Source organism: Bacillus sp. FSL P2-0069 (assembly GCF_038593315.1).
GTDB lineage: Bacteria > Bacillota > Bacilli > Bacillales > Bacillaceae > Bacillus > Bacillus safensis.
In genome coordinates this window covers 3,629,079-3,648,109 of sequence record NZ_CP151984.1, presented here as the reverse complement: position 1 = coordinate 3,648,109, position 19,031 = coordinate 3,629,079, and the positions used below count along the sequence as shown (strand labels likewise).

Annotated in this window: 19 protein-coding genes; 11 read left to right on the top strand and 8 right to left on the bottom strand. The window is 42.3% G+C overall.

Going from position 1 to position 19,031, the window contains the following annotated elements; all coding sequences use genetic code 11:
- Positions 1-132: 132 nt before the first annotated feature.
- The 5 genes from NSQ34_RS18625 (at position 133) to wrbA (ending at position 5,061) form a co-directional block, all read left to right on the top strand.
- Positions 133-1,098, top strand: a complete 966-nt coding sequence (locus NSQ34_RS18625) for an ABC transporter ATP-binding protein (RefSeq protein WP_034283633.1) — start codon at positions 133-135, stop codon at positions 1,096-1,098.
- A complete protein-coding gene (gene opuFB, locus NSQ34_RS18620; protein WP_254001525.1) occupies positions 1,091-2,608 on the top strand; it encodes an osmoprotectant update ABC transporter permease/substrate-binding subunit OpuFB in 1,518 nt (505 codons plus the stop codon). Before NSQ34_RS18625 ends, opuFB begins: the two co-directional genes overlap by 8 nt.
- Positions 2,609-2,818: 210 nt before the next feature.
- Positions 2,819-3,769, top strand: coding sequence for a ring-cleaving dioxygenase (locus NSQ34_RS18615; RefSeq protein ID WP_046312559.1), 951 nt, complete (start codon positions 2,819-2,821; stop codon positions 3,767-3,769).
- Positions 3,766-4,374, top strand: a complete 609-nt coding sequence (locus tag NSQ34_RS18610) for an alpha/beta hydrolase (protein WP_034622294.1) — start codon at positions 3,766-3,768, stop codon at positions 4,372-4,374. The genes NSQ34_RS18615 and NSQ34_RS18610 overlap by 4 nt, the downstream gene beginning before the upstream one ends.
- Before the next feature lie 72 nt (positions 4,375-4,446).
- On the top strand, positions 4,447-5,061 hold the full coding sequence (wrbA, locus tag NSQ34_RS18605; RefSeq protein ID WP_034283654.1) for an NAD(P)H:quinone oxidoreductase: 615 nt from the start codon (positions 4,447-4,449) through the stop codon (positions 5,059-5,061).
- A gap of 49 nt (positions 5,062-5,110) precedes the next feature.
- On the opposite strand, the gene katX is transcribed toward wrbA, so the two are convergent.
- On the bottom strand, positions 5,111-6,700 hold the full coding sequence (gene katX / locus NSQ34_RS18600) for a catalase KatX (protein ID WP_065215030.1): 1,590 nt from the start codon (positions 6,698-6,700) through the stop codon (positions 5,111-5,113).
- Positions 6,701-6,805: 105 nt separating this feature from the next.
- On the opposite strand from katX, the gene NSQ34_RS18595 reads away from it, so the two are divergent.
- The 3 genes from NSQ34_RS18595 (at position 6,806) to NSQ34_RS18585 (ending at position 8,967) form a co-directional block, all read left to right on the top strand.
- The gene (locus tag NSQ34_RS18595; protein ID WP_176967090.1) at positions 6,806-7,465 is read left to right on the top strand and encodes an aspartate/glutamate racemase family protein; all 660 of its coding nucleotides are present in this window, start codon (positions 6,806-6,808) and stop codon (positions 7,463-7,465) included.
- A 149-nt stretch (positions 7,466-7,614) separates the two neighbouring features.
- The gene (locus NSQ34_RS18590) at positions 7,615-8,109 is read left to right on the top strand and encodes an RNA polymerase sigma factor (protein ID WP_034283625.1); all 495 of its coding nucleotides are present in this window, start codon (positions 7,615-7,617) and stop codon (positions 8,107-8,109) included.
- Positions 8,110-8,967, top strand: coding sequence for a DUF3298 and DUF4163 domain-containing protein (locus tag NSQ34_RS18585; RefSeq protein ID WP_034283623.1), 858 nt, complete (start codon positions 8,110-8,112; stop codon positions 8,965-8,967).
- Positions 8,968-9,021: 54 nt separating this feature from the next.
- Here NSQ34_RS18585 and NSQ34_RS18580 read toward each other — a convergent pair whose 3' ends face one another.
- A complete protein-coding gene (locus NSQ34_RS18580) occupies positions 9,022-9,948 on the bottom strand; it encodes a manganese-dependent inorganic pyrophosphatase (RefSeq protein ID WP_024424048.1) in 927 nt (308 codons plus the stop codon).
- Between the two features lie 303 nt (positions 9,949-10,251).
- On the opposite strand from NSQ34_RS18580, the gene NSQ34_RS18575 reads away from it, so the two are divergent.
- Genes NSQ34_RS18575 through rplI form a run of 3 tightly spaced genes read left to right on the top strand, consistent with a single transcriptional unit; the run spans position 10,252 to position 13,646 of the window.
- Complete coding sequence (locus NSQ34_RS18575) at positions 10,252-11,190, top strand: YybS family protein (RefSeq protein WP_034283621.1); 939 nt, start codon at positions 10,252-10,254, stop codon at positions 11,188-11,190.
- Between the two features lie 30 nt (positions 11,191-11,220).
- Positions 11,221-13,200: a DHH family phosphoesterase gene (locus NSQ34_RS18570; protein WP_041118447.1), complete on the top strand. Its 1,980-nt coding sequence runs from the start codon at positions 11,221-11,223 to the stop codon at positions 13,198-13,200.
- Positions 13,197-13,646, top strand: coding sequence for a 50S ribosomal protein L9 (gene rplI, locus NSQ34_RS18565; RefSeq protein WP_008359128.1), 450 nt, complete (start codon positions 13,197-13,199; stop codon positions 13,644-13,646). Before NSQ34_RS18570 ends, rplI begins: the two co-directional genes overlap by 4 nt.
- A 40-nt stretch (positions 13,647-13,686) precedes the next feature.
- On the opposite strand, the gene NSQ34_RS18560 is transcribed toward rplI, so the two are convergent.
- The 6 genes from NSQ34_RS18560 to NSQ34_RS18535 form a co-directional block, all read right to left on the bottom strand.
- Positions 13,687-14,901: an MFS transporter gene (locus NSQ34_RS18560; RefSeq protein WP_251232319.1), complete on the bottom strand. Its 1,215-nt coding sequence runs from the start codon at positions 14,899-14,901 to the stop codon at positions 13,687-13,689.
- 22 nt (positions 14,902-14,923) lie between these two features.
- Entirely contained in the window at positions 14,924-15,070 is a 147-nt protein-coding gene (locus NSQ34_RS18555; protein ID WP_064498621.1) for a YycC family protein, read from the bottom strand.
- Positions 15,071-15,142: 72 nt separating this feature from the next.
- Positions 15,143-15,877 carry an alpha/beta hydrolase-fold protein gene (locus NSQ34_RS18550; RefSeq protein ID WP_034283617.1) on the bottom strand — a complete coding sequence of 245 codons (735 nt, stop codon included), beginning with the start codon at positions 15,875-15,877 and terminating at the stop codon, positions 15,143-15,145.
- Positions 15,878-15,971: 94 nt separating this feature from the next.
- The gene (locus NSQ34_RS18545) at positions 15,972-16,937 is read right to left on the bottom strand and encodes an iron-hydroxamate ABC transporter substrate-binding protein (protein WP_034283615.1); all 966 of its coding nucleotides are present in this window, start codon (positions 16,935-16,937) and stop codon (positions 15,972-15,974) included.
- A gap of 98 nt (positions 16,938-17,035) precedes the next feature.
- On the bottom strand, positions 17,036-18,661 hold the full coding sequence (locus tag NSQ34_RS18540; protein ID WP_254001524.1) for a helix-turn-helix domain-containing protein: 1,626 nt from the start codon (positions 18,659-18,661) through the stop codon (positions 17,036-17,038).
- Positions 18,662-18,784: 123 nt separating this feature from the next.
- On the bottom strand, positions 18,785-19,012 hold the full coding sequence (locus NSQ34_RS18535; RefSeq protein ID WP_025093680.1) for an MbtH family protein: 228 nt from the start codon (positions 19,010-19,012) through the stop codon (positions 18,785-18,787).
- Between the last annotated feature and the right edge of the window lie 19 nt (positions 19,013-19,031).

Below are 19,031 nucleotides of genomic sequence, written 5' to 3'. Positions count from 1 at the left end.
ATTTTTGCTAGAGTTGTTTTTGACAGTCAACCTAGGGGAAGTATGTAAAAGTGACAGTTTATTCTATACAAATATGAGGTTGATCTGTCATATTGGTAGTCTAGAAAATAATTGCAGTCAGGGCGTGGGAAGATGATTGAATTTAATAAGGTATCGATGCAATTTTCTGATGAACGCTATGCCGTTCAATCTGTTGATTTGGAGATTCAGCAAGGTGAGTTTTTTGTATTGATTGGACCTAGTGGCAGCGGGAAAACGACGACATTGAAAATGATCAATCGTCTCATTTCTTCTACAGAAGGTGAGATTTACATAAAGGGTCAAAAAATAAGTGATTTTGATATGTATGAGCTGCGCTGGGATATCGGTTATGTTCTGCAGCAAATTGCGCTTTTTCCTCATATGACCATAGAAGAAAATATTGCTGTGGTGCCAGAGCTTAAACAATGGAGCCGGAATGAGACCAATCAGCGTGTCCATGAACTCATGTTGATGGTCGGGCTTGATCCTGCTATGTATCGGCACCGAAAGCCAGCAGAGTTATCTGGTGGACAGCAGCAGCGTGTCGGTGTGGCACGTGCACTTGCAGCTGATCCTGAGATTGTCCTGATGGATGAACCTTTTAGTGCGTTAGATCCACTAACGAGGGAGAAATTGCAGGATGATCTGCTTGATTTGCAGCGCCGCATACAAAAAACCATTGTTTTTGTGACGCATGATATGCAGGAAGCTATGAAGCTTGGTGATCGGATTTGTGTGATGAATGAAGGAAAAGTTGTGCAGATCGGACGTCCTGAGGAATTGGTTCAACATCCAGCCAATGCCTTTGTAAAGGAGTTTGTTTCAGGGGCTGCCCGCCATGTGGGACATCAAGCTTTTGAGCTGGAAACCTTGGCCCAACCGATGGCTCACGAAGCTCTTTTTCTCTATGAGGCGGTCTCAGCAGATGCCACACTGGATGAAGCCTTGTCTCTATTGGCAAAGCACGAGGAATTGGCTGTTGAAAAGAATGGAGAGCGGATTGGACTAGTGAATCGTCAAGCAGTGATTCAGTTTTTAGCTGATTCTTCTAAAGAGAGGGGCGAGTCACATGAATGATTGGACCCGTGTGTTATGGGAACGCAAAGAACAATTGGGGCACGCCTTACTTGAGCATATTCAAATTTCTTTTATTGCTTTATTTTTAGCGATTTTGATTGCCATTCCATTAGGTATCTATTTAACGAGGGTTCCAAAGCTAGCGGAATGGGTCATTGGGGTGACGGCTGTCTTGCAAACGATTCCGTCGCTTGCACTGCTTGGCTTGCTGATTCCTCTCGTGGGGATTGGGCAAGTGCCTGCGATTATTGCGCTTGTGGTCTATGCCTTACTCCCTATTTTAAGAAATACATATACAGGCATTCAGGAGGTCGATCCTTCCCTGAGAGAAGCAGCGCTTGCTATGGGGATGAATCATCGCAAACGGTTATTAAAGGTAGAGCTTCCACTTGCCATGCCAGTCATTATGGCGGGTATCCGAACCGGAATGGTTCTCATTGTGGGGACCGCCACTCTGGCAGCACTGATCGGAGCTGGGGGATTAGGAAGTTTAATTCTGCTGGGAATTGATCGAAATGATATGTCTCTTATTGTCATTGGTGCGATACCAGCTGCCTTACTCGCTCTCTTATTTGATGTGGTGCTGCGAACCTTTGAGAAAATTTCTTTTAAAAAGACTGTGATTTCTGTGGCTGTTTTTGCTCTGATTGCAGGAGCAGTTGTCGCTGCCCCCTCGCTGTTTCAGCAAGAAAAGAAAGAAATCACCATTGGCGGAAAGTTAGGATCAGAGCCTGAGATTTTGATCTCGATGTATAAGCTTTTAATTGAACAGGATACAGATATTCAAGTGAACCTGAAGCCCGGTCTTGGTAAGACGTCCTTTGTTTTCCAGGCATTACGCTCTGGTGATATTGACATTTATCCCGAGTTTACGGGTACAGCGATTTCTGAATTCCTCAAAGAAACAGCAAAAAGCACAGATAAAAGAAAAGTGTATGAGCAAGCGCGGCGTGGATTGGAATCGTCCTTTCAGCTCCGTCTTCTTGAGCCTATGGCATACAACAATACGTATGCTTTAGCCGTGCCGCAGTCACTGGCTGATCAATATGAGGTGTCCAACATTTCAGATCTAGGTAAGGTCAAAAACCGTATAAAAGCTGGATTTACCTTAGAGTTTTCTGATCGTCAGGATGGGTATCGAGGCATTCAAAAAGCATATCAATTTTCCTTTGGCGATGTTGTGACGATGGAGCCGAAGCTTCGTTATCGAGCGATTCAAAAAGGAGATATCAATTTGGTCGATGCGTATTCGACAGACAGTGAATTGAGACAATACAAATTAAAGGTGCTTGATGATGATCAGCATGTTTTCCCGCCATATCAAGGAGCACCGCTGCTCAGGCAGGAGACATTAACTGAATTCCCTGAGATTGAGACCTCTCTCAATAAGCTTGCGGGTCAAATCACAGACGATGAGATGAGAGAAATGAATTATGAAGTCAATGTGAAGGAGAAGGATGCATTTCAGGTAGCGAAGGCCTATTTAAAAAAGAAAAAATTGCTGCAATAATCAAGGGAAAGCAGAGCTGTTTCATGCAAAGCAGCTCTGCTTTTTTAAAAGAAAAACAAAAAACATTGACATTTATTTAAAAACATCATATCCTTAATTCGAGATAAATATATTTTTTTGATCTAATATCTCGAATTCGAGATAATATAAAGACGTCAGTAAAGACATAATGAATAGAGGTTTCTTACTTCAATTAGGAGGTCATGAGAAGTGAAAAAAACAGAAGGAATTCACCATATTACAGCTATTGTAGGTCATCCTCAGGAGAACGTTGATTTTTATGCAGGTGTTTTAGGACTTCGTCTCGTGAAGAAGACCGTGAATTTTGATGATCCGGGCACATACCATTTATATTTTGGAAATGAAGGCGGCTCTCCAGGGACAATTATTACGTTTTTCCCTTGGCCAGGTGCACAAAAAGGTCAAATTGGTGCAGGACAAGTGGGCGTGACGACATATGTTGTACCGACAGGCGCTTTCTCTTTCTGGAAAGATCGTCTTGAGCAGTTTAATGTCTCTTATGAAACGGTTGAACGTTTTGGTGAAGCTTTTCTCTCATTTGAAGATCCACACGGCTTATTGATTGAGCTGGTAGAGCGTGCGGAAGGAAAACAAAACGAGTGGACCTTTAATGGTGTCACACCAGATGTAGCCATTAAAGGATTTGGCGGAGCTGTTTTATTAACTTCGCAGCCGGAGCAAACGATGCAGCTGCTAGAGCAAACGATGGGACTTGAACGAGTCGGAGCAGAAGGAGACTATGTGAGATTCCGTTCGTTTGGTGAAATAGGCAATGTCATTGATGTGAACATCACACCTGTTCCACGAGGACGTATGGGTGTTGGAGTTGTGCACCATATTGCATGGAGAGCAACAGATGATCATGATCAATTAGATTGGCAAAGACATATTGCACAAAGCGGGTATCAAGTGACACCTGTGCAAGACCGAAATTACTTCAATGCTATTTATTTTAGAGAGCTTGGCGGCATATTATTTGAGATCGCTACTGATCCTCCAGGGTTTGCACACGATGAATCAGTGGAAACAATGGGTGAAGCATTGAAACTGCCACCGCAATATGAGGCGCAGCGCAGCCAGATTGAACAAATTGTGTTTCCAATTGAAGTGAGAGAAGTTAAAGGGAAAGGAGATTCATGATGAAGCATCTTTTTCGAAAAGGAAAGAATGAACAAAGACCTGTCCTGTTATTACTGCATGGAACTGGCGGGACGGAAGAAGATTTATTGCCGCTTGCACAGATAGTAGATCCTGATGCATCTGTTCTTAGTGTGAGAGGGAATGTATTAGAAAACGGCATGCCGCGTTTTTTCAGACGTTTGGCAGAGGGTGTATTTGATGAACAGGATTTGATTGAGCGTACTGAGGAACTATATACATTTATCGGCGAAGCAGCTGATGAATATGGATTTGATCGTCACAATGTGGTAGCTATCGGATATTCCAATGGGGCAAACATTGCTGGAAGCTTGTTATTCCATTATGGGGATGCCCTAAAAGGCGCCATCCTGCATCATCCAATGGTTCCAAGACGCGGAGTTTCATTGCCTTCATTAGCGGGGAAACAAGTCTTTATAGCAGCAGGTGAAAATGACCCAATGTGCCGTCCAGAGGAATCACAGGAGCTGGAGCAATTGCTGCAGGGTGCAGGTGCATCGGTTACACTTCATTGGGAAAATCGCGGACATCAGCTAACGAGAGAAGAAGTCGATGCTGCGGCTTTATGGTATCGTCGTCAATTTTAAATAAGGTGGGGAATACAGGTGGGATTTTTACAGAAGCTTTTTGGGCAAAATAAACAAAAGGAGATGGAACAAATGGAAAACGTAAAATTAGCGATTATTTATTATAGTTCAACAGGTACAAACTATCAGATGGCGAAATGGGCTGAAGCTGGAGCAAAAGAAGCTGGCGCAGAGGTCAAAGTATTAAAGGTTGCTGAATTGGCACCAGAAGCAGTTGTCGCTTCAAATCCAGCATGGAAAGCACATTTAGACGAAACAAAGGATGTGCCAGAGGTTCAATTAAGTGATTTAGAGTGGGCAGATGCCATCATCTTTAGCATGCCGACACGTTTCGGTAACCTGCCAGCTCAAATGAAGCAGTTCTTAGATACAACAGGCGGCTTGTGGTTCCAAGGTAAATTGGCAAACAAAGCAGTCAGCGCGATGACTTCAGCTCAAAACGCAAATGGCGGACAGGAGCAGACGGTTCTCAGCCTATATACGACGATGTTCCACTGGGGAGCCATTATTGCCGCTCCTGGATACACAGATGATTCCTTATACGGTGCAGGGGGCAACCCTTATGGCGTAAGTGTCACTGTTGACCAAAATGGAAAAATCCAAGAGGATGCAGAAGCAGCTGTGAAACATCAGGCAAAACGTACAGTCAATGTAGCAGAATGGATCAAAAAAGGTCAAAACGCTTAATAGATGTATACAAAAAGAATGCAGCCTCGCCGCTGCATTCTTTTTTTCATTAATAAGGATCTGATGGTGTGCTGTTGTTGATGGCATCGTCCACGGCTTCGGCAGCGCCTGTAGAGCCGATAGGTCCGCTTGGCTGCTCTTGTTTAAAGGCTTTTAAGCCGTCAGCGACACGCTTTCCGTAATCAGGGTCTGCTTTTGTAAAGTTTTCGATCATTTGGTCTTGAATGTCCTTTTGACATGTCGCAAGGGTATTGACTAAGTTCTTAATCAGTTCCTCACGCTCCCAATCATTAAAACGGCGATACGTTTCTCCTGCTTGTCCAAAGTTGTTTGGGCGGTCAATGGCTTCTCGTTTGACTTCACCCTCTACAAAAGGCGTATGATCCTTTCCATCCTGTTTGGCTTCTTTTAATCCCCCGAGGATCGACGGTTCATAATTCACATGGGGATTTTGGCCTTTGCCTTGATCGACATGGTATTCCATTTGTCCATCTCTTTGATTGGTGGCGACATGCTTTTTCGGTGCATTGATCGGCAGCTGTAAATAGTTTGGCCCTACACGATATCGCTGCGTGTCAGAGTAGGAGAAGGTGCGGCCTTGTAGCAATTTATCATCTGAGAAGTCCAAGCCGTCTACGAGTACACCAGTACCAAAGGCAACCTGTTCGACTTCTGCGAAATAGTTTTCTGGATTTTTGTTTAATACCATCCGTCCGATTGGTTTCCATGGATAGTCATCCTTGTACCAAAGCTTTGTCGGGTCTAGCGGGTCAAAGTCGAGGTGAGGGTGGGCATCATCTTCCATGATCTGTGCATATACCTCCCATTCAGGATAATCTCCTTGCTCAATCGCTTCATATAAATCCTGTGTGGCATGGTTAAAATTTTCTCCCTGAATCGCTTGAGCCTGTTCTTGGGTCAGGTTGCGAATGCCTTGTTTCGGTTCAAAATGATATTTAACCAGCACCGCTTTTCCTTCATGGTTGACCCATTTGTACGCATGGACACCTGAGCCTTGCATGTGCCGGTATGTTGCGGGGATGCCCCACGGTGAAAAAAGAAATGTCACCATATGCGTCGCTTCAGGTGATTGTGAGACAAAATCAAAAATACGCTCGCCGTCCTGACGATTGGTGACAGGATCAGGCTTAAAGGCATGAACCAAATCAGGGAACTTTAAAGCATCTCGGATAAAGAAAATTTTCAGGTTGTTCCCCACGAGATCCCAGTTGCCTTCCTCTGTATAAAATTTAATCGCAAACCCTCTCGGATCACGTAATGTTTCTGGCGAATGACCGCCGTGAATCACAGAAGAAAAACGAACGAAAACAGGCGTCTTTTTTCCTTTTTCCTGAAATAATTTCGCTCTCGTATAGGTGGAGATGGGTTCATCACCAAATGTGCCGTAGGCTTCAAAATAACCGTGAGCTCCAGCACCGCGTGCATGAACGACACGTTCAGGGATGCGTTCACGATCAAAATGGCTGATTTTCTCTAGGAAATCGTAGTTTTCAAGCGTAGTGGGTCCTCTATTCCCAACAGTTCTCATATTTTGATTGTCTGTTACGGGATGACCTTGCCGATTCGTTAACGTTTCTTCTGACTCTGAAGATGGTTTAGGCTGTTGATTTTCTTTCAATTCGAATCCCTCCTTCAATATCTCCCTAACAATATGGTCATGTTTCTCCCTATTTCATACAAGGATTGATATAATGATTGAAAACTTTCACGAGGAGCAAACCAGATGATTCGATTACACTGCCTTCACGCCCATCCATCCAATCAGTCATATATAGAAGATGTTTTTGGTGATACAGATGTTGATTTGCATCACACAGTCGATTCATCATTTATAGAACGCGCCACTCAAGATCCTGCATTTGATCAATACAAGCAGCAAACGTATGCTATCAACAGATTAAAGCAAGAAAATGAAGCCGATCTCATTCTGCTCACGTGTACACAATACATTGCTGCTCTAGGTGATCAGCAGCACCTTTTCAAACAACCGATTGTTCCGATCGATGAACCGTTATTTGAGATGATTTGTGAGAAACAAGGGCCTCTTCAACTGGTGTTTTCCAACCCAGATACAGTGGAAGGGACAATGCAGCGGCTTGAATCATATGCCACAGAGCGGGGCAAACAGGTTGAAGTGGAATTGGTTGTGATGGAGGATGCCTTTCATCTCTGTCTAAACGGTGATATGCAAGCCTATGATGAACAAATCAAGGAGCAGCTGAGAAGATGTATGAAGCAAAAAGGGAAAGACATTTGTGTGATGCAGCTTTCGATGGTTCATGCGGCACAGCAGATGGAGCAGGAGACAGGCGTTCCTATCATTCATCCGCTTTCTTCACTAAAACAGTTTGTTCATCAAACACTATCCGCTTGGAAAGAGTGAACCCATCAGGTTCGCTCTTTTTGTATAGGAACGTAAATGCGATGACATGTTAAAAAAATAACCGAGCGCAAACTATTTTCAAAAGGTGCGCGTCTATCCAATGTAAGAAATAACAGATGCGCATTTAAGATAAAGGAGCTCTTTGTAAAATGAAGAAACGAAAAATAGACGATCAATTTGCGGATTACGTCATGGAACATAAACACAGTTTTTATCGGTTGTCCTATAGTTATGTCAAAAACCCAGAAGATGCTATGGATGTTGTTCAGGAGGCCATTCATAAAGCACTCAAATCTGTTCACCGATTAGAGGATGCGAGCAAAATGCATAGCTGGTTTTATAAAATCGTGGTGAACGCTGCCCTAGACTTTTTACGAAAGAAGAAACGGGTGCAGGTGACAGATGATGATACGCTTGAATTCTTATCTCAGGGCGAATCAGATGTATACGAGGATCAAGATGTCAAACGGGCTATAGAGGATTTGCCTGAGATGTATCGGGTCATCATTATTTTGAGATTCTTTGAAGATTTAAAACTAGAGGACATCGCCCAGATTCTCGATGAAAATGAAAACACCATTAAAACAAGATTATATAAGGCGCTGCGGCTTTTAAAAGTAGAATTATCACAGGAGGAAATATAAATGGATAAGTATTTGGAACATTTAAAAGATGAATATTTAGAAATCCCTATTCCACCGGAATATGATGCGATGGTTGAACGAACGTTAAAAAGAAAAAATAAAAAACCTCATTTTCAGCAATGGACAATAGGACTTGTTGCGGCGGCAGCTCTTTTTGTCACAACGGTTAATGTCAGTCCACAGGCAGCAAGAGCGATTTCAGAGGTGCCTGTCATTGGCGAGCTGGTGAAAGTCGTAACGTTTACAGAATTTAAAAAGAGCGATCAAGGAACGAATATTGATCTTAAAACACCACACGTTTCAGGACTTGGGGACGGAACATTACAAGACAGCCTGAATCAAAAATATTTAGCTGAAAACAAAAAGCTGTATCAAGATTTTGAAAAGGAAACAAAGGGGTATAAAAATGGTCATTTAAGTGTTGAGAGCGGTTATGAAGTGAGAACGAACAATGATCAAATCCTTTCACTAGGCCGATACAAGGTGACGACTCAGGCTTCTGCGGCAGAGGAAATGACATATGATACGGTTGATAAGAAAAACCATGTCCTCATTACATTACCAAGCCTGTTTAAAGATGACCGTTATATTGATGTAATTAGTGAAAATATTAAAGAACAAATGAAGAAACAGATGAAAGAGGATTCAAACAAAATGTATTGGATTGGCAAGCAAGATATGGCGGAACCATTTAAGAAAATTAAGCCGGATCAAAACTTCTATATCAATTCAAAAGGAAAGCTTGTGATTTCCTTTAATGAATATGATGTGGCACCTGGCTACATGGGTGTTGTTGAATTCACGATTCCAACAAGCGTGCTAAAGGATGTTCTCGTTAGTGATATGTATATTCATTAAAAAGAATATAGACAAAAAAGACTGCTGAATGATTCAGCAGTCTTGTCGTGTTGATTAAGAAAGTGCGTCTGTCAGCGCTGGTACGACTTGTTTCTTTCTTGATACAACACCTTTTAGTAAAGCTGTGTTGTTTTCAAGCGTGACGTTAAATGCTTTTTCTACTTTTGCTGCTTCAGCACCGAGTGCAAGAGCAAGGGAGTCATTTTCCAAAATGTCTGTGATGACTAAAACAAATAGATCAAGACCTTTTGCTGCAATGACTTCATTGATTTTCGCTTCAATGTCAGCCTGTCTTGCTGTCACTTCAGCAATATCTACTGTATTGACTTGTGCAATTTCGACTTTGCTTTTGCCTAGTGCGAATTCTTTTGCATCAAGTGTAATTAATTCTTGAACCGTTTTTTGGCTTAGATCAGCGCCTGCTTTGAGCATATCTAGGCCGTAAACTTCTGGATCTACCCCTGCGATTTTTGCAAGCTCATGTGCAGCATCAATATCTTGCTGTGTGCATGTTGGGGATTTGAATAATAAGGAATCAGAAATGATCGCAGATAAAAGCAAACCAGCGATTTCTTTTTCAATCGTCACTTGGTTTTCTTTATACATTTTGTTTAAGATCGTTGCTGTACAGCCTACAGGCTCTGCACGATAGTAAAGAGGTTCACTTGTTTCAAAGTTGGCAATACGGTGGTGGTCAATGACCTCAGTTACTTGTACTTGATCAATATCGCTTACACTTTGCTGGAATTCGTTATGATCGACAAGAATGACTTGCTTTGTTTCATTTGCAGCCGTTTCAATGAAACGAGGTGCTTCTTGTTTAAAGAAATCTAATGCGTATTGTGTTTCTCCATTGATTTCTCCAAGTCTGACGGCTTCTGCCTGAACGCCGATTTTGTTTTTCAGATCAGCGTAAGCAATAGCAGAACAAATCGTGTCTGTGTCAGGATTTTTGTGTCCGAATACGAGTGTTTTTCCCATGTGAATTCTCCTTCTTACATTTATTGATGATGTTTCTATTCTAACAGCTTTTGACCTTGAATTCAGGGTTTATAGCTAAGAATAATCTAAAAAATTGTAACATGCTGTTTGAAAACTTGCATGTGCGGTTCCATATCGGTGTTCCACGTGAAACGCTCCCAGGACAGCCTGCATTTTACTTGAGATTTACCGCTATGGTAAAATAAAGGTTGGGGCAAGACATGATGGAGCTGACATCATACGTATACATAGAAGTACACATTGAGCAAGATATAGACAAAAGGATTGGATAGAGGTGAAGGTGTGAAACAAACAAAAGCGTTAGTAGAGGGCGCAATCATGATGAGTATTTTTGCGGTCATGATGCTGTTTTATTTGTATGTGCCGCTTTTATCTATTATTTTCTTTCTAGCTGCTCCGATTCCGATCATCCTCTATACAATCAGACACGGCTTGAAAAAAGGAATTGCTGCTGGCGCTATTGGCATAGTGATCAGCTTTTTAATTGGGTCTATGGCTGGACTCATGAGTGCACCTATCTTAATTGCCGTCGGATTGGGCATGGGTGTTTTCTACAGCAGAAGGCAGCCTGGGAATGCCATCATTACAGGTGCGCTGCTTTATTTATTCAGTATTCTCATCTCCTTTGTTGTCAGTGTCCAGCTCTTTCAAATCGATATTATGAATATTGCGAAAGAGTCGATTGAGCAAATGATGCCGATGGTAGAGAGTGTTTTAAAGCAATCCGGGGCTTCTGAAAAGGACATAGCTAAACAGCTCAAACAGTTTAAAGAGATGCAGGATACGGCATTAAGTGCTTTACCTGTAGCGTTATTGATTTTGGTGACGCTGATGGCTTTTGTGAATCACTGGTTCGTGCGGCCTTTGCTCAAACGGTTTGTTTCAGACATGCCGTCCTTGAAGAAATTTAAGGATATGCGGCTGCCAAAAAGCATGGTATGGTATTATTTACTCACATTGCTTTTGATGCTGATTCAGACGGAAAAAGGCAGCTTTTTATGGCTCGTTCAAACGAGTGCGTTTCAAATTTTATTTATACTGGTGCTTATTCAGGGATTTTCTTTTCTCTTCTATTATTGCCACGAAAAAAACATCTCAAAAGCGGTACCCATTTTCGCTGTCGTGTTAACGGTTTTCTTTCCGCCAATCGGTGTGATTGTGCGAATTATAGGGATTGCTGACATAGGCTTTGATTTAAGAGAAAAAGTAAAAAACAAATAATTCACTCTGAATGTTGAGGAGTTGATATCAGTGCCAAGCTTCTATAGAAAACCTGTCATCAAGTATCCGATCTTCGCGTTAATTGTTCTTGCGGTGGTCACAGTCCTCCTCAACCTTTATTTCAATTGGATCATAGGAGCAGTTGGTCTTATCGTCCTTGCAGGTGTGCTCTACTTCTTAAAGTGGGCAGATACGCAAGTGCAGAAAGAGATTGATTCATATATTTCAACATTATCCTATCGAGTCAAAAAGGTTGGAGAAGAAGCATTAATGGAGATGCCAATTGGTATTATGCTGTTTAATGACCAGTATTATATCGAATGGACCAATCCGTTTCTCGCTTCGTGCTTTCATGAGAGCACACTTGTCGGCAGATCCTTGTACGATACATTCGAGTCTATTGTGCCTCTTATTAAACAAGAGGTCGAGACCGAGAATGTGACGCTGAATGACCGGAAATTCAAAGTCATTATTAAACGGTCAGAGCGCCTTTTATATTTCTTTGATGTCACGGAACAGGTGCAGATTGAACGACAGTACGAAAATGAACGAACGGTGTTATCTTATATCTTTTTAGACAACTACGACGATGTCACGCAGGGCCTTGATGATCAAGTGCGCAGCGCGATTAATAGTGAAGTGACGTCTTTGCTCAACAATTGGGCACAAGAATACGGTATTTTCCTGAAGAGAATTTCGTCTGAACGATTTATGGCGGTTCTAAATGAGAGCATTTTAGCTGAGCTTGAAGCGTCAAAATTCTCCATTTTAGACGAGGTCCGTGAGAAAACAGGGGCACATAGTGCGACGCTTACTCTAAGTATCGGGATCGGTGCGTCCGTTCCTTCCTTGAAAGAGCTTGGAGCACTTGCCCAGTCGAGTCTTGACCTTGCCCTCGGACGAGGCGGGGATCAGGTCGCCATTAAACAGCCGAATGGAAAAGTGAAATTCTACGGTGGAAAAACGAATCCAATGGAGAAACGGACACGCGTACGCGCACGGGTCATTTCTCATGCTTTAAAAGAAATTGTATCTGAAAGCGGTAATGTCATGATCATGGGGCATAAGTTCCCAGACATGGACTCGATCGGTGCATCCATTGGGATTTTAAAGGTCGCCCAGGCCAATGGAAAAGAAGGCTATATTGTCATTGATGCCAATCAGATTGGCGACAGTGTTCAACGCTTAATTAGTGAAATTAAAAATTATGAAGAGCTTTGGTCACGTTTTATCACCCCAGAGGAAGCAATGGAGCTTGCAAAGGATGATACATTGCTTGTCGTCGTGGATACACATAAACCGTCTCTCGTTATGGAAGAACGGCTGCTGAATAAGATTGAAAATGTCGTGGTCATTGACCATCATAGACGCGGCGAGGAATTTATCCGTGATCCTTTACTTGTTTATATGGAGCCGTATGCTTCATCTACAGCAGAGCTTGTGACAGAGCTTTTAGAGTATCAGCCGAAGAAATTACGGATTAACATGATTGAGGCGACTGCGCTTCTGGCTGGGATCATCGTTGATACGAAGAGTTTCTCCCTGAGAACGGGGTCAAGAACGTTCGATGCAGCATCCTACCTTCGTGCAAAGGGAGCAGATCCTGTCCTTGTGCAAAAGTTCTTAAAAGAAACCGTCGATCATTACATCAAACGAGCAAAACTCATTCAGCATACAGAACTGTATCAAAATCAGGTGGCCATTGCTTCATTGCCATCTGACAGGTCGGAGTATTATGATCAAATTACGATTGCCCAGACAGCGGATTCCCTGTTGTCAATGAGTGAGGTAGAAGCGTCATTTGCTGTCGCTAGACGAGATGACGACACAGTATGCATTAGTGCCAGATCATTAGGGGAAATCAACGTTCAAATTATTATGGAAGCATTAGACGGCGGCGGTCATTTGACTAACGCTGCTACCCAGATTTATGGTATAACCATTGAAGAAGCGGTAGGGAAATTAAAGGCTGCCATAGACGAATATTTCGAAGGAGGGGTTCAAAGATGAAAGTCATCTTTCTAAAAGACGTAAAAGGCAAAGGGAAAAAAGGCGAAGTCAAGAATGTAGCTGACGGATACGCGCACAACTTTCTCATCAAACAAGGGTTAGCTGTTGAAGCAACTCCAACGAACCTAAGCGCATTGGAAGGGCAGAAAAACAAAGAGAAAAAGAATGCCATCCAAGAGCTTGAACAAGCAAAACAATTAAAAGAAACACTTGAGGCGTTAACAGTGGAACTCACTGCAAAATCAGGTGAAGGCGGCCGTTTGTTTGGCTCGATTACAAGCAAACAAATCGCTGATAAATTGCAAAAAGATCATCAAATTAAACTCGATAAGCGTAAAATCGAGCTGAATGACGCCATCCGTGCATTAGGTTACACAAATGTACCGGTGAAGCTTCATCCAGAGGTACAAGCAACGTTAAAGGTACATGTGACAGAGCAGGCATAAGTAGAAAAGAACCCGTCTCACGAGGAGGCGGGTTCTTTTTTTATGAAGGATCTGAAATATAGACACTGCGTCCAGCACGCATACCGGATAAAAACATGAAAAATAGGATGATGATAAAGATGATAATCGCTGGTGTCCATGTATGTGTGGAATCAAAAAGGATACCAATCATGAACGGCCCAACAGCAGCTAATAAATAACCGAGAGACTGCGCCATTCCAGAGAGGGCAGCTGCTTGTTCCATATTGGTTGTACGTAAACCGATAAATGTGAGGGCAAGACTGATACTGGCCCCTTGTCCAATGCCGATCAATAGAACAGAGATGACAAGGATAGGCGTCGATCCTCCGAGGAGAAGTCCAATCATGCCGAGTAAATACACAAGGACAAGGCCGGCGACAAGCGGTCTTTGCGTTTTTAATTTTTCTGCAAAAACGGGCGTTAAGAAGGTGGATGGCAGCCCAACAAACTGCATAATGGACAGCATCCAGCCAGCTGTCGACAGGTTCATTCCATGGGATGTTAAGATATCAGGAAACCATGCGATGCTGCTATAGAAAAGGAATGACTGCAACCCCATAAAAAAGGTCACCTGCCATGCAACACGTGAACGCCATATTGGCTGCTCTGTAAGAGAAATACTTTTGACGTCCGCTGTATTCTGATGAAGAAGCTGCGGCGCCCAAACCATCATGGCGAGAAGGGCAAGTCCAGCCCATACAAGGAATGATGTATTCCAGCCGCCAGGCATCGTATGACTGAGCGGAACACTGACACCTGATGCAAGTGCAGCGAAGACGGACATTGAAGTTGTATATACACTTGTCATCAAGCCTGCATGTGCAGGAAATTTATGCTTCACAAGCCCCGGTAAGAGCACATTACAAATCGCAATTCCAACGCCGACCAGCGCTGTTCCAATCATTAAGAAGGTGATGGAGCCAAACGAGCGAATCACAATCCCAAAGAGAAGGACGGCAAGTCCAAGCCAGAGGGTTCGTTCATTGCCAAGTCGTTTTCCGATTTTAGGTGCAATTGGAGAAAGCAATGCGAATGAGAGCAGTGGTAATGTCGTAAGAAAACCCGCCAGTCCATTTGAAAGCTGTAAATCGGAACGAATCGCGCCGATAACAGGGCCAACGGATGTAATGGCAGGCCGAAGATTAAATGCAATAAGCAAAATCCCAGCAATCAGCAGGATGGTTTGTCCTGTACTGCGAGGATGTAATGTTGATTTTTCTAGTTGTTGTTCCATGAATGTAAACTCCTTTAATTCTTTAAGAAGAACGATCTTTCTTCTGTTCAAGCTCCGCTAATTTAGCTAATAAGATATGCTGCGGCATATGCATGATTTGTTCTAACGGTACATTGAGTGATGCAGCAAGCTTTTGTGCGGTATCGGCTGAGATTTGTAAAGGTCTCATGCGCAAATCCCTCCTCTTTCAATCTATACGTTCCAATATATCATATCGGCTTTGTGCCATGCTGATAAAAAATTAGCGTTCTCTTTGATAAAACCACTTTAGGGCCGATAAGAAATTTTTTTGAAATTGTTTCAGATGATGGCCCTCCCCTTGTTCGATGTGATATTGCAGCTGCCTTTCTTGCATCCCTTTCTGTAATAAAAGGTCATGCAGTTGTTTGTTGAATAAAGGCATGTGCTGTTGAGCAGATGTTTTGCCTTTCCCTTCTTCACTGCCTACAGACAAATAAATAAAGTGATCCACACACTGAATGCTTTGTTGTTTAGCAAACGGTAGAAAATCTTGATACCAAAATGACCCGGAGATCGATGCGATGTTTTTAAAAAGATCAGGGTGCATGAATAAAGTATAAATAGCAAACAGCCCGCCTAATGAAGCACCTACGTGGCTATGTTCATGACAGGTCTCTTGAACTGGATATTCTCTTTTGATATATGGGAGTAAGTCATTCGCTAAAAATGACACATACGTCTGTGCCTCACCTTTAAAGTCAGGAAACCCAGATCGCAGTGATGACGCCTTCCATGGTGTATATTCGTCAAGTCGATTGAATGGGTGTATGCCGACAATGATGATTGGCGAGATGGTTTTAGTTTCGATCATTCTTTCGATCTCTAGCAGGTGTGTTCTAAACAAAGAAGAGCCATCTTGTACAAAGACAGCTGGAACATCAATAGAGGTGTCCTGTGGAAGGTAAATATCAAGCTGACGCCCATTAAACTCATCATATAGAAACGTTCCGTTCATGTGTATCCTCTCCTAAAGGTTTTCAACTGCGTTGAAAAGAAGACAAAGGGCTAAACAATTTAGCCCTTTGTCAAAAATCTGATTACGCATCTGTTTAGTTGTTTTGATCTAACCATTTGACAGCCTTATCAAGGAAGGTTGTTTTGCTTAGTGCTGTTCCTCCTTGAAGCATAGGATCAACGGCATTTTCATTGATGTGCCCATTTTTCACAGCTTTTAGGCTTGTCCAAATTTTATTTTTCTCTAAGTCCTTCAATGCATTTGGATTCGAGGAGTTTTCCTCTTTAGAGAACTGAACAAAAATATAGTCAGGATTGAGTTCGCCAAGGCGCTCCAATGAAATCAATGCTTGTGCTTTGGCTTTTTTGATATCACTTGGTGCTGTAAATCCTAAGTCCCCATATAAGGTCGAGTTGAAGTATACGTCTTCAGGGTAAACGTACAGGTCGCCCTGTCTAATGCGCAAAATGACAGCTGTTTTGTTGCTGCTTTTGTCTTTCAGGGTTTCTTTCGCTTGTTTGAGATCTTTCTGATAATCAGAAATGATGTTTTTCGCTTCTTTACTTTTTCCAGTCAGTTCACCGAGTAATAATAGATTGCTTTCCCAGTCAGAAGAGACATGGGATACTGGGATCGTCGTTTGGACTTTATCCAATTTTTTAATTGTTGCAGGCGGGAACTTGGTTGATCCGAGTATCACATCTGGTTTTAGTTTTAGGATTTTTTCCAGGTTCGGTTCTGTTTTTTCACCGATACCTTCTGTTTTCGCTGTAATGTCTTTAAATAATTCAGGGAATGTGCCGCCTACAGTAGAAGCACCAATAGGCTCGATACCAAGTAATTTTGCATCTTCCATTGATTCAAGGCTTCCAGCAATGACAATTCGTTTCACTGGTGTTTTGAGTTTGTACGTTTGATCTAAGTAGTTGATATTTGTTTCTGCTGTTTCAGCTGACTTGCTTTTGGTCGTGTTTGAAGCAGGTTTATTTTCTGCAGCACCACAGGCTGCTGCGGTGATCGTCATGATACAAAGGATAAGCAATGCGAACCATTTTTTCATTTGTTTTCTCCTTTAACTGATAATTGTTCTCAATTAAAGATTGTAGTAGTCTTTTGTCCTTTTATCCATAGACAATGATCTGTCAAATGATGGACTTTTTACGGAAAAAAAGATAAAAGGTCCTGAATGACTCGTTGATGACTGGCTGCTGTGTATTCACGCCAAGGGTCAGACGTAAGTGGATAGACGGCTTGCTGCGTCACAGCCTTGAGATTTTGCCAAGACTCCTGCTGCTTTAACTTTTGATAAAAAGCAATGGTTTTTGGCTCCTTATGCAGGAAGAGGAAGATGGCGTCTGGATCTAGCTGTTGTATAGAGCGAATGCTGATTTTCTTTTCTATTAGCTGGCCGTCATTCTGAAAAGCTGGCAGAAGGCCAATATCTTGAAAAATTACTTCTGACATGGTGCGATTCACAGACAAATAGAGCTGATCTTGAAAGATACGAAGAGGCAGGACGGTTTTTGGTGGATGATCAAAAAGGCATGCCTTTTTCGCTTGAATGACGAGTTCCTCGTAATGAATCAGCCATTCTTCTGCTTCGTTCGCTTCATTTAGGAACGTAGCTGTTTGTTTGAATTGAGTGCGCCAATCTAATTGTGTGAATGGAACAAAGTGAACAGGACAGATGGTTTTTAACACTTGTTTTTCTTCCTCTGTCACATGATCATTGGCAATGATCAGCTCAGGTTTTGTTTCTTTTAATAGCTGTAAATTGGCTTCAGCGTGCTCGTTGATCCGATGTGCACTCAGGTGAATCGGAATTTCTTCTGCATGATGCTCAAAATCATGTGCTGTCCACTTAGGGTGAAGAGGGGCAGCATATGGGATGATGTGAATGGGTGTGAGCTGGCCGAGTATGGAATGGCCATAGGCTGCAATTTTCCGCTGACGGCTTTTCATATAAGTTGAAGGGGTTATGCCCGTTTTTTTCTTAAAGATGCGGCTGAAGTAATACGGATCTTGATAGCCGATTTCCAGTGCAATGTCTTTGAGCTTTGCGTTGCCTTTTGCCATTAATTGTTTGGCTCTAGCCATCCTTTTTTTGGTGATATAATCAGTGACACTCACATCAAAATGCTTTTTAAATAGCTCGCTGTAATGATTGGCGCTGATGCCAGCCATATGAGATAGACTTGTCAGGCTGAGGGGTTCTTCGGAATGTTGATCGATATATTGTTTTGTTTTGAAAAGGGCATGTGCCGTGTCACAAATATCTTCTTTATGCAGTGTGAAAAGCTGCATAATGAGCTGCTGAAAAAGAGTTTGGCTTCTAAAAAAGCTAATGGATTCAGGTCTTTGCCATTCCTCTGTCATATCGGATAATAAAGAATGAATATGTTCAATCGAGCTAATATCGATAAATTGCCATTTATTCAGTAAAGAACGGGCATGTTCCGTTGATACTTCTCCTATGTTTTGATTTTGCAGCGTGTAGAGCTGAAAGCGAAACAGATAGAGCTCGTGTTTTTGATAAGGCTCTGTTTTTAACATAAATGTTTCCCCAGGCATGATTGTATAGAGTGTCAGATGTTTCAATCGCCATTTTTGATCGTTCAATGTGAGTAAACCGCTGCCGCTTATGCTGAAGAGGAGGCAGAATGTATCTGATAGCTGCTGCTCTGTATGTGGAAGCTCTGCATTATTTATTTTTTCAGTATATGTTAATCGGTAGATGAATTGTTCGGCATTTGCCAATGTACGTAATTGATTGTTGTTTCCCATAAAACCACCTGATCTCTTATTGATTGATAAACATTCTCAATTAAATTGTAGCAGAAAGAGCTGAAAGATGGTGATGTTTATTCTGTCAAAAAAGCACCCTGATGGAGATCAGGGTGCGGTGATTTATTCCGTTTTTCCATGTGCTAGCGCAGGTTCTTTTGTTAAGCTTAATGGCCGCAAGTCCTGCCAGTGTGTCTGGATATAATCGATGCAGGCATTTCTAGTGTCTTCCCCAAAGACTTTTTCCCATCCATCTGGCACTGGTGCAAATGATGGCCAAAGTGAATGCTGTCCTTGTTCATTGACCAGCACAAGAAATACACCGTCTTCACGATCAAAGGGATTTGTCATTTGTCATCTCTCCTTTATT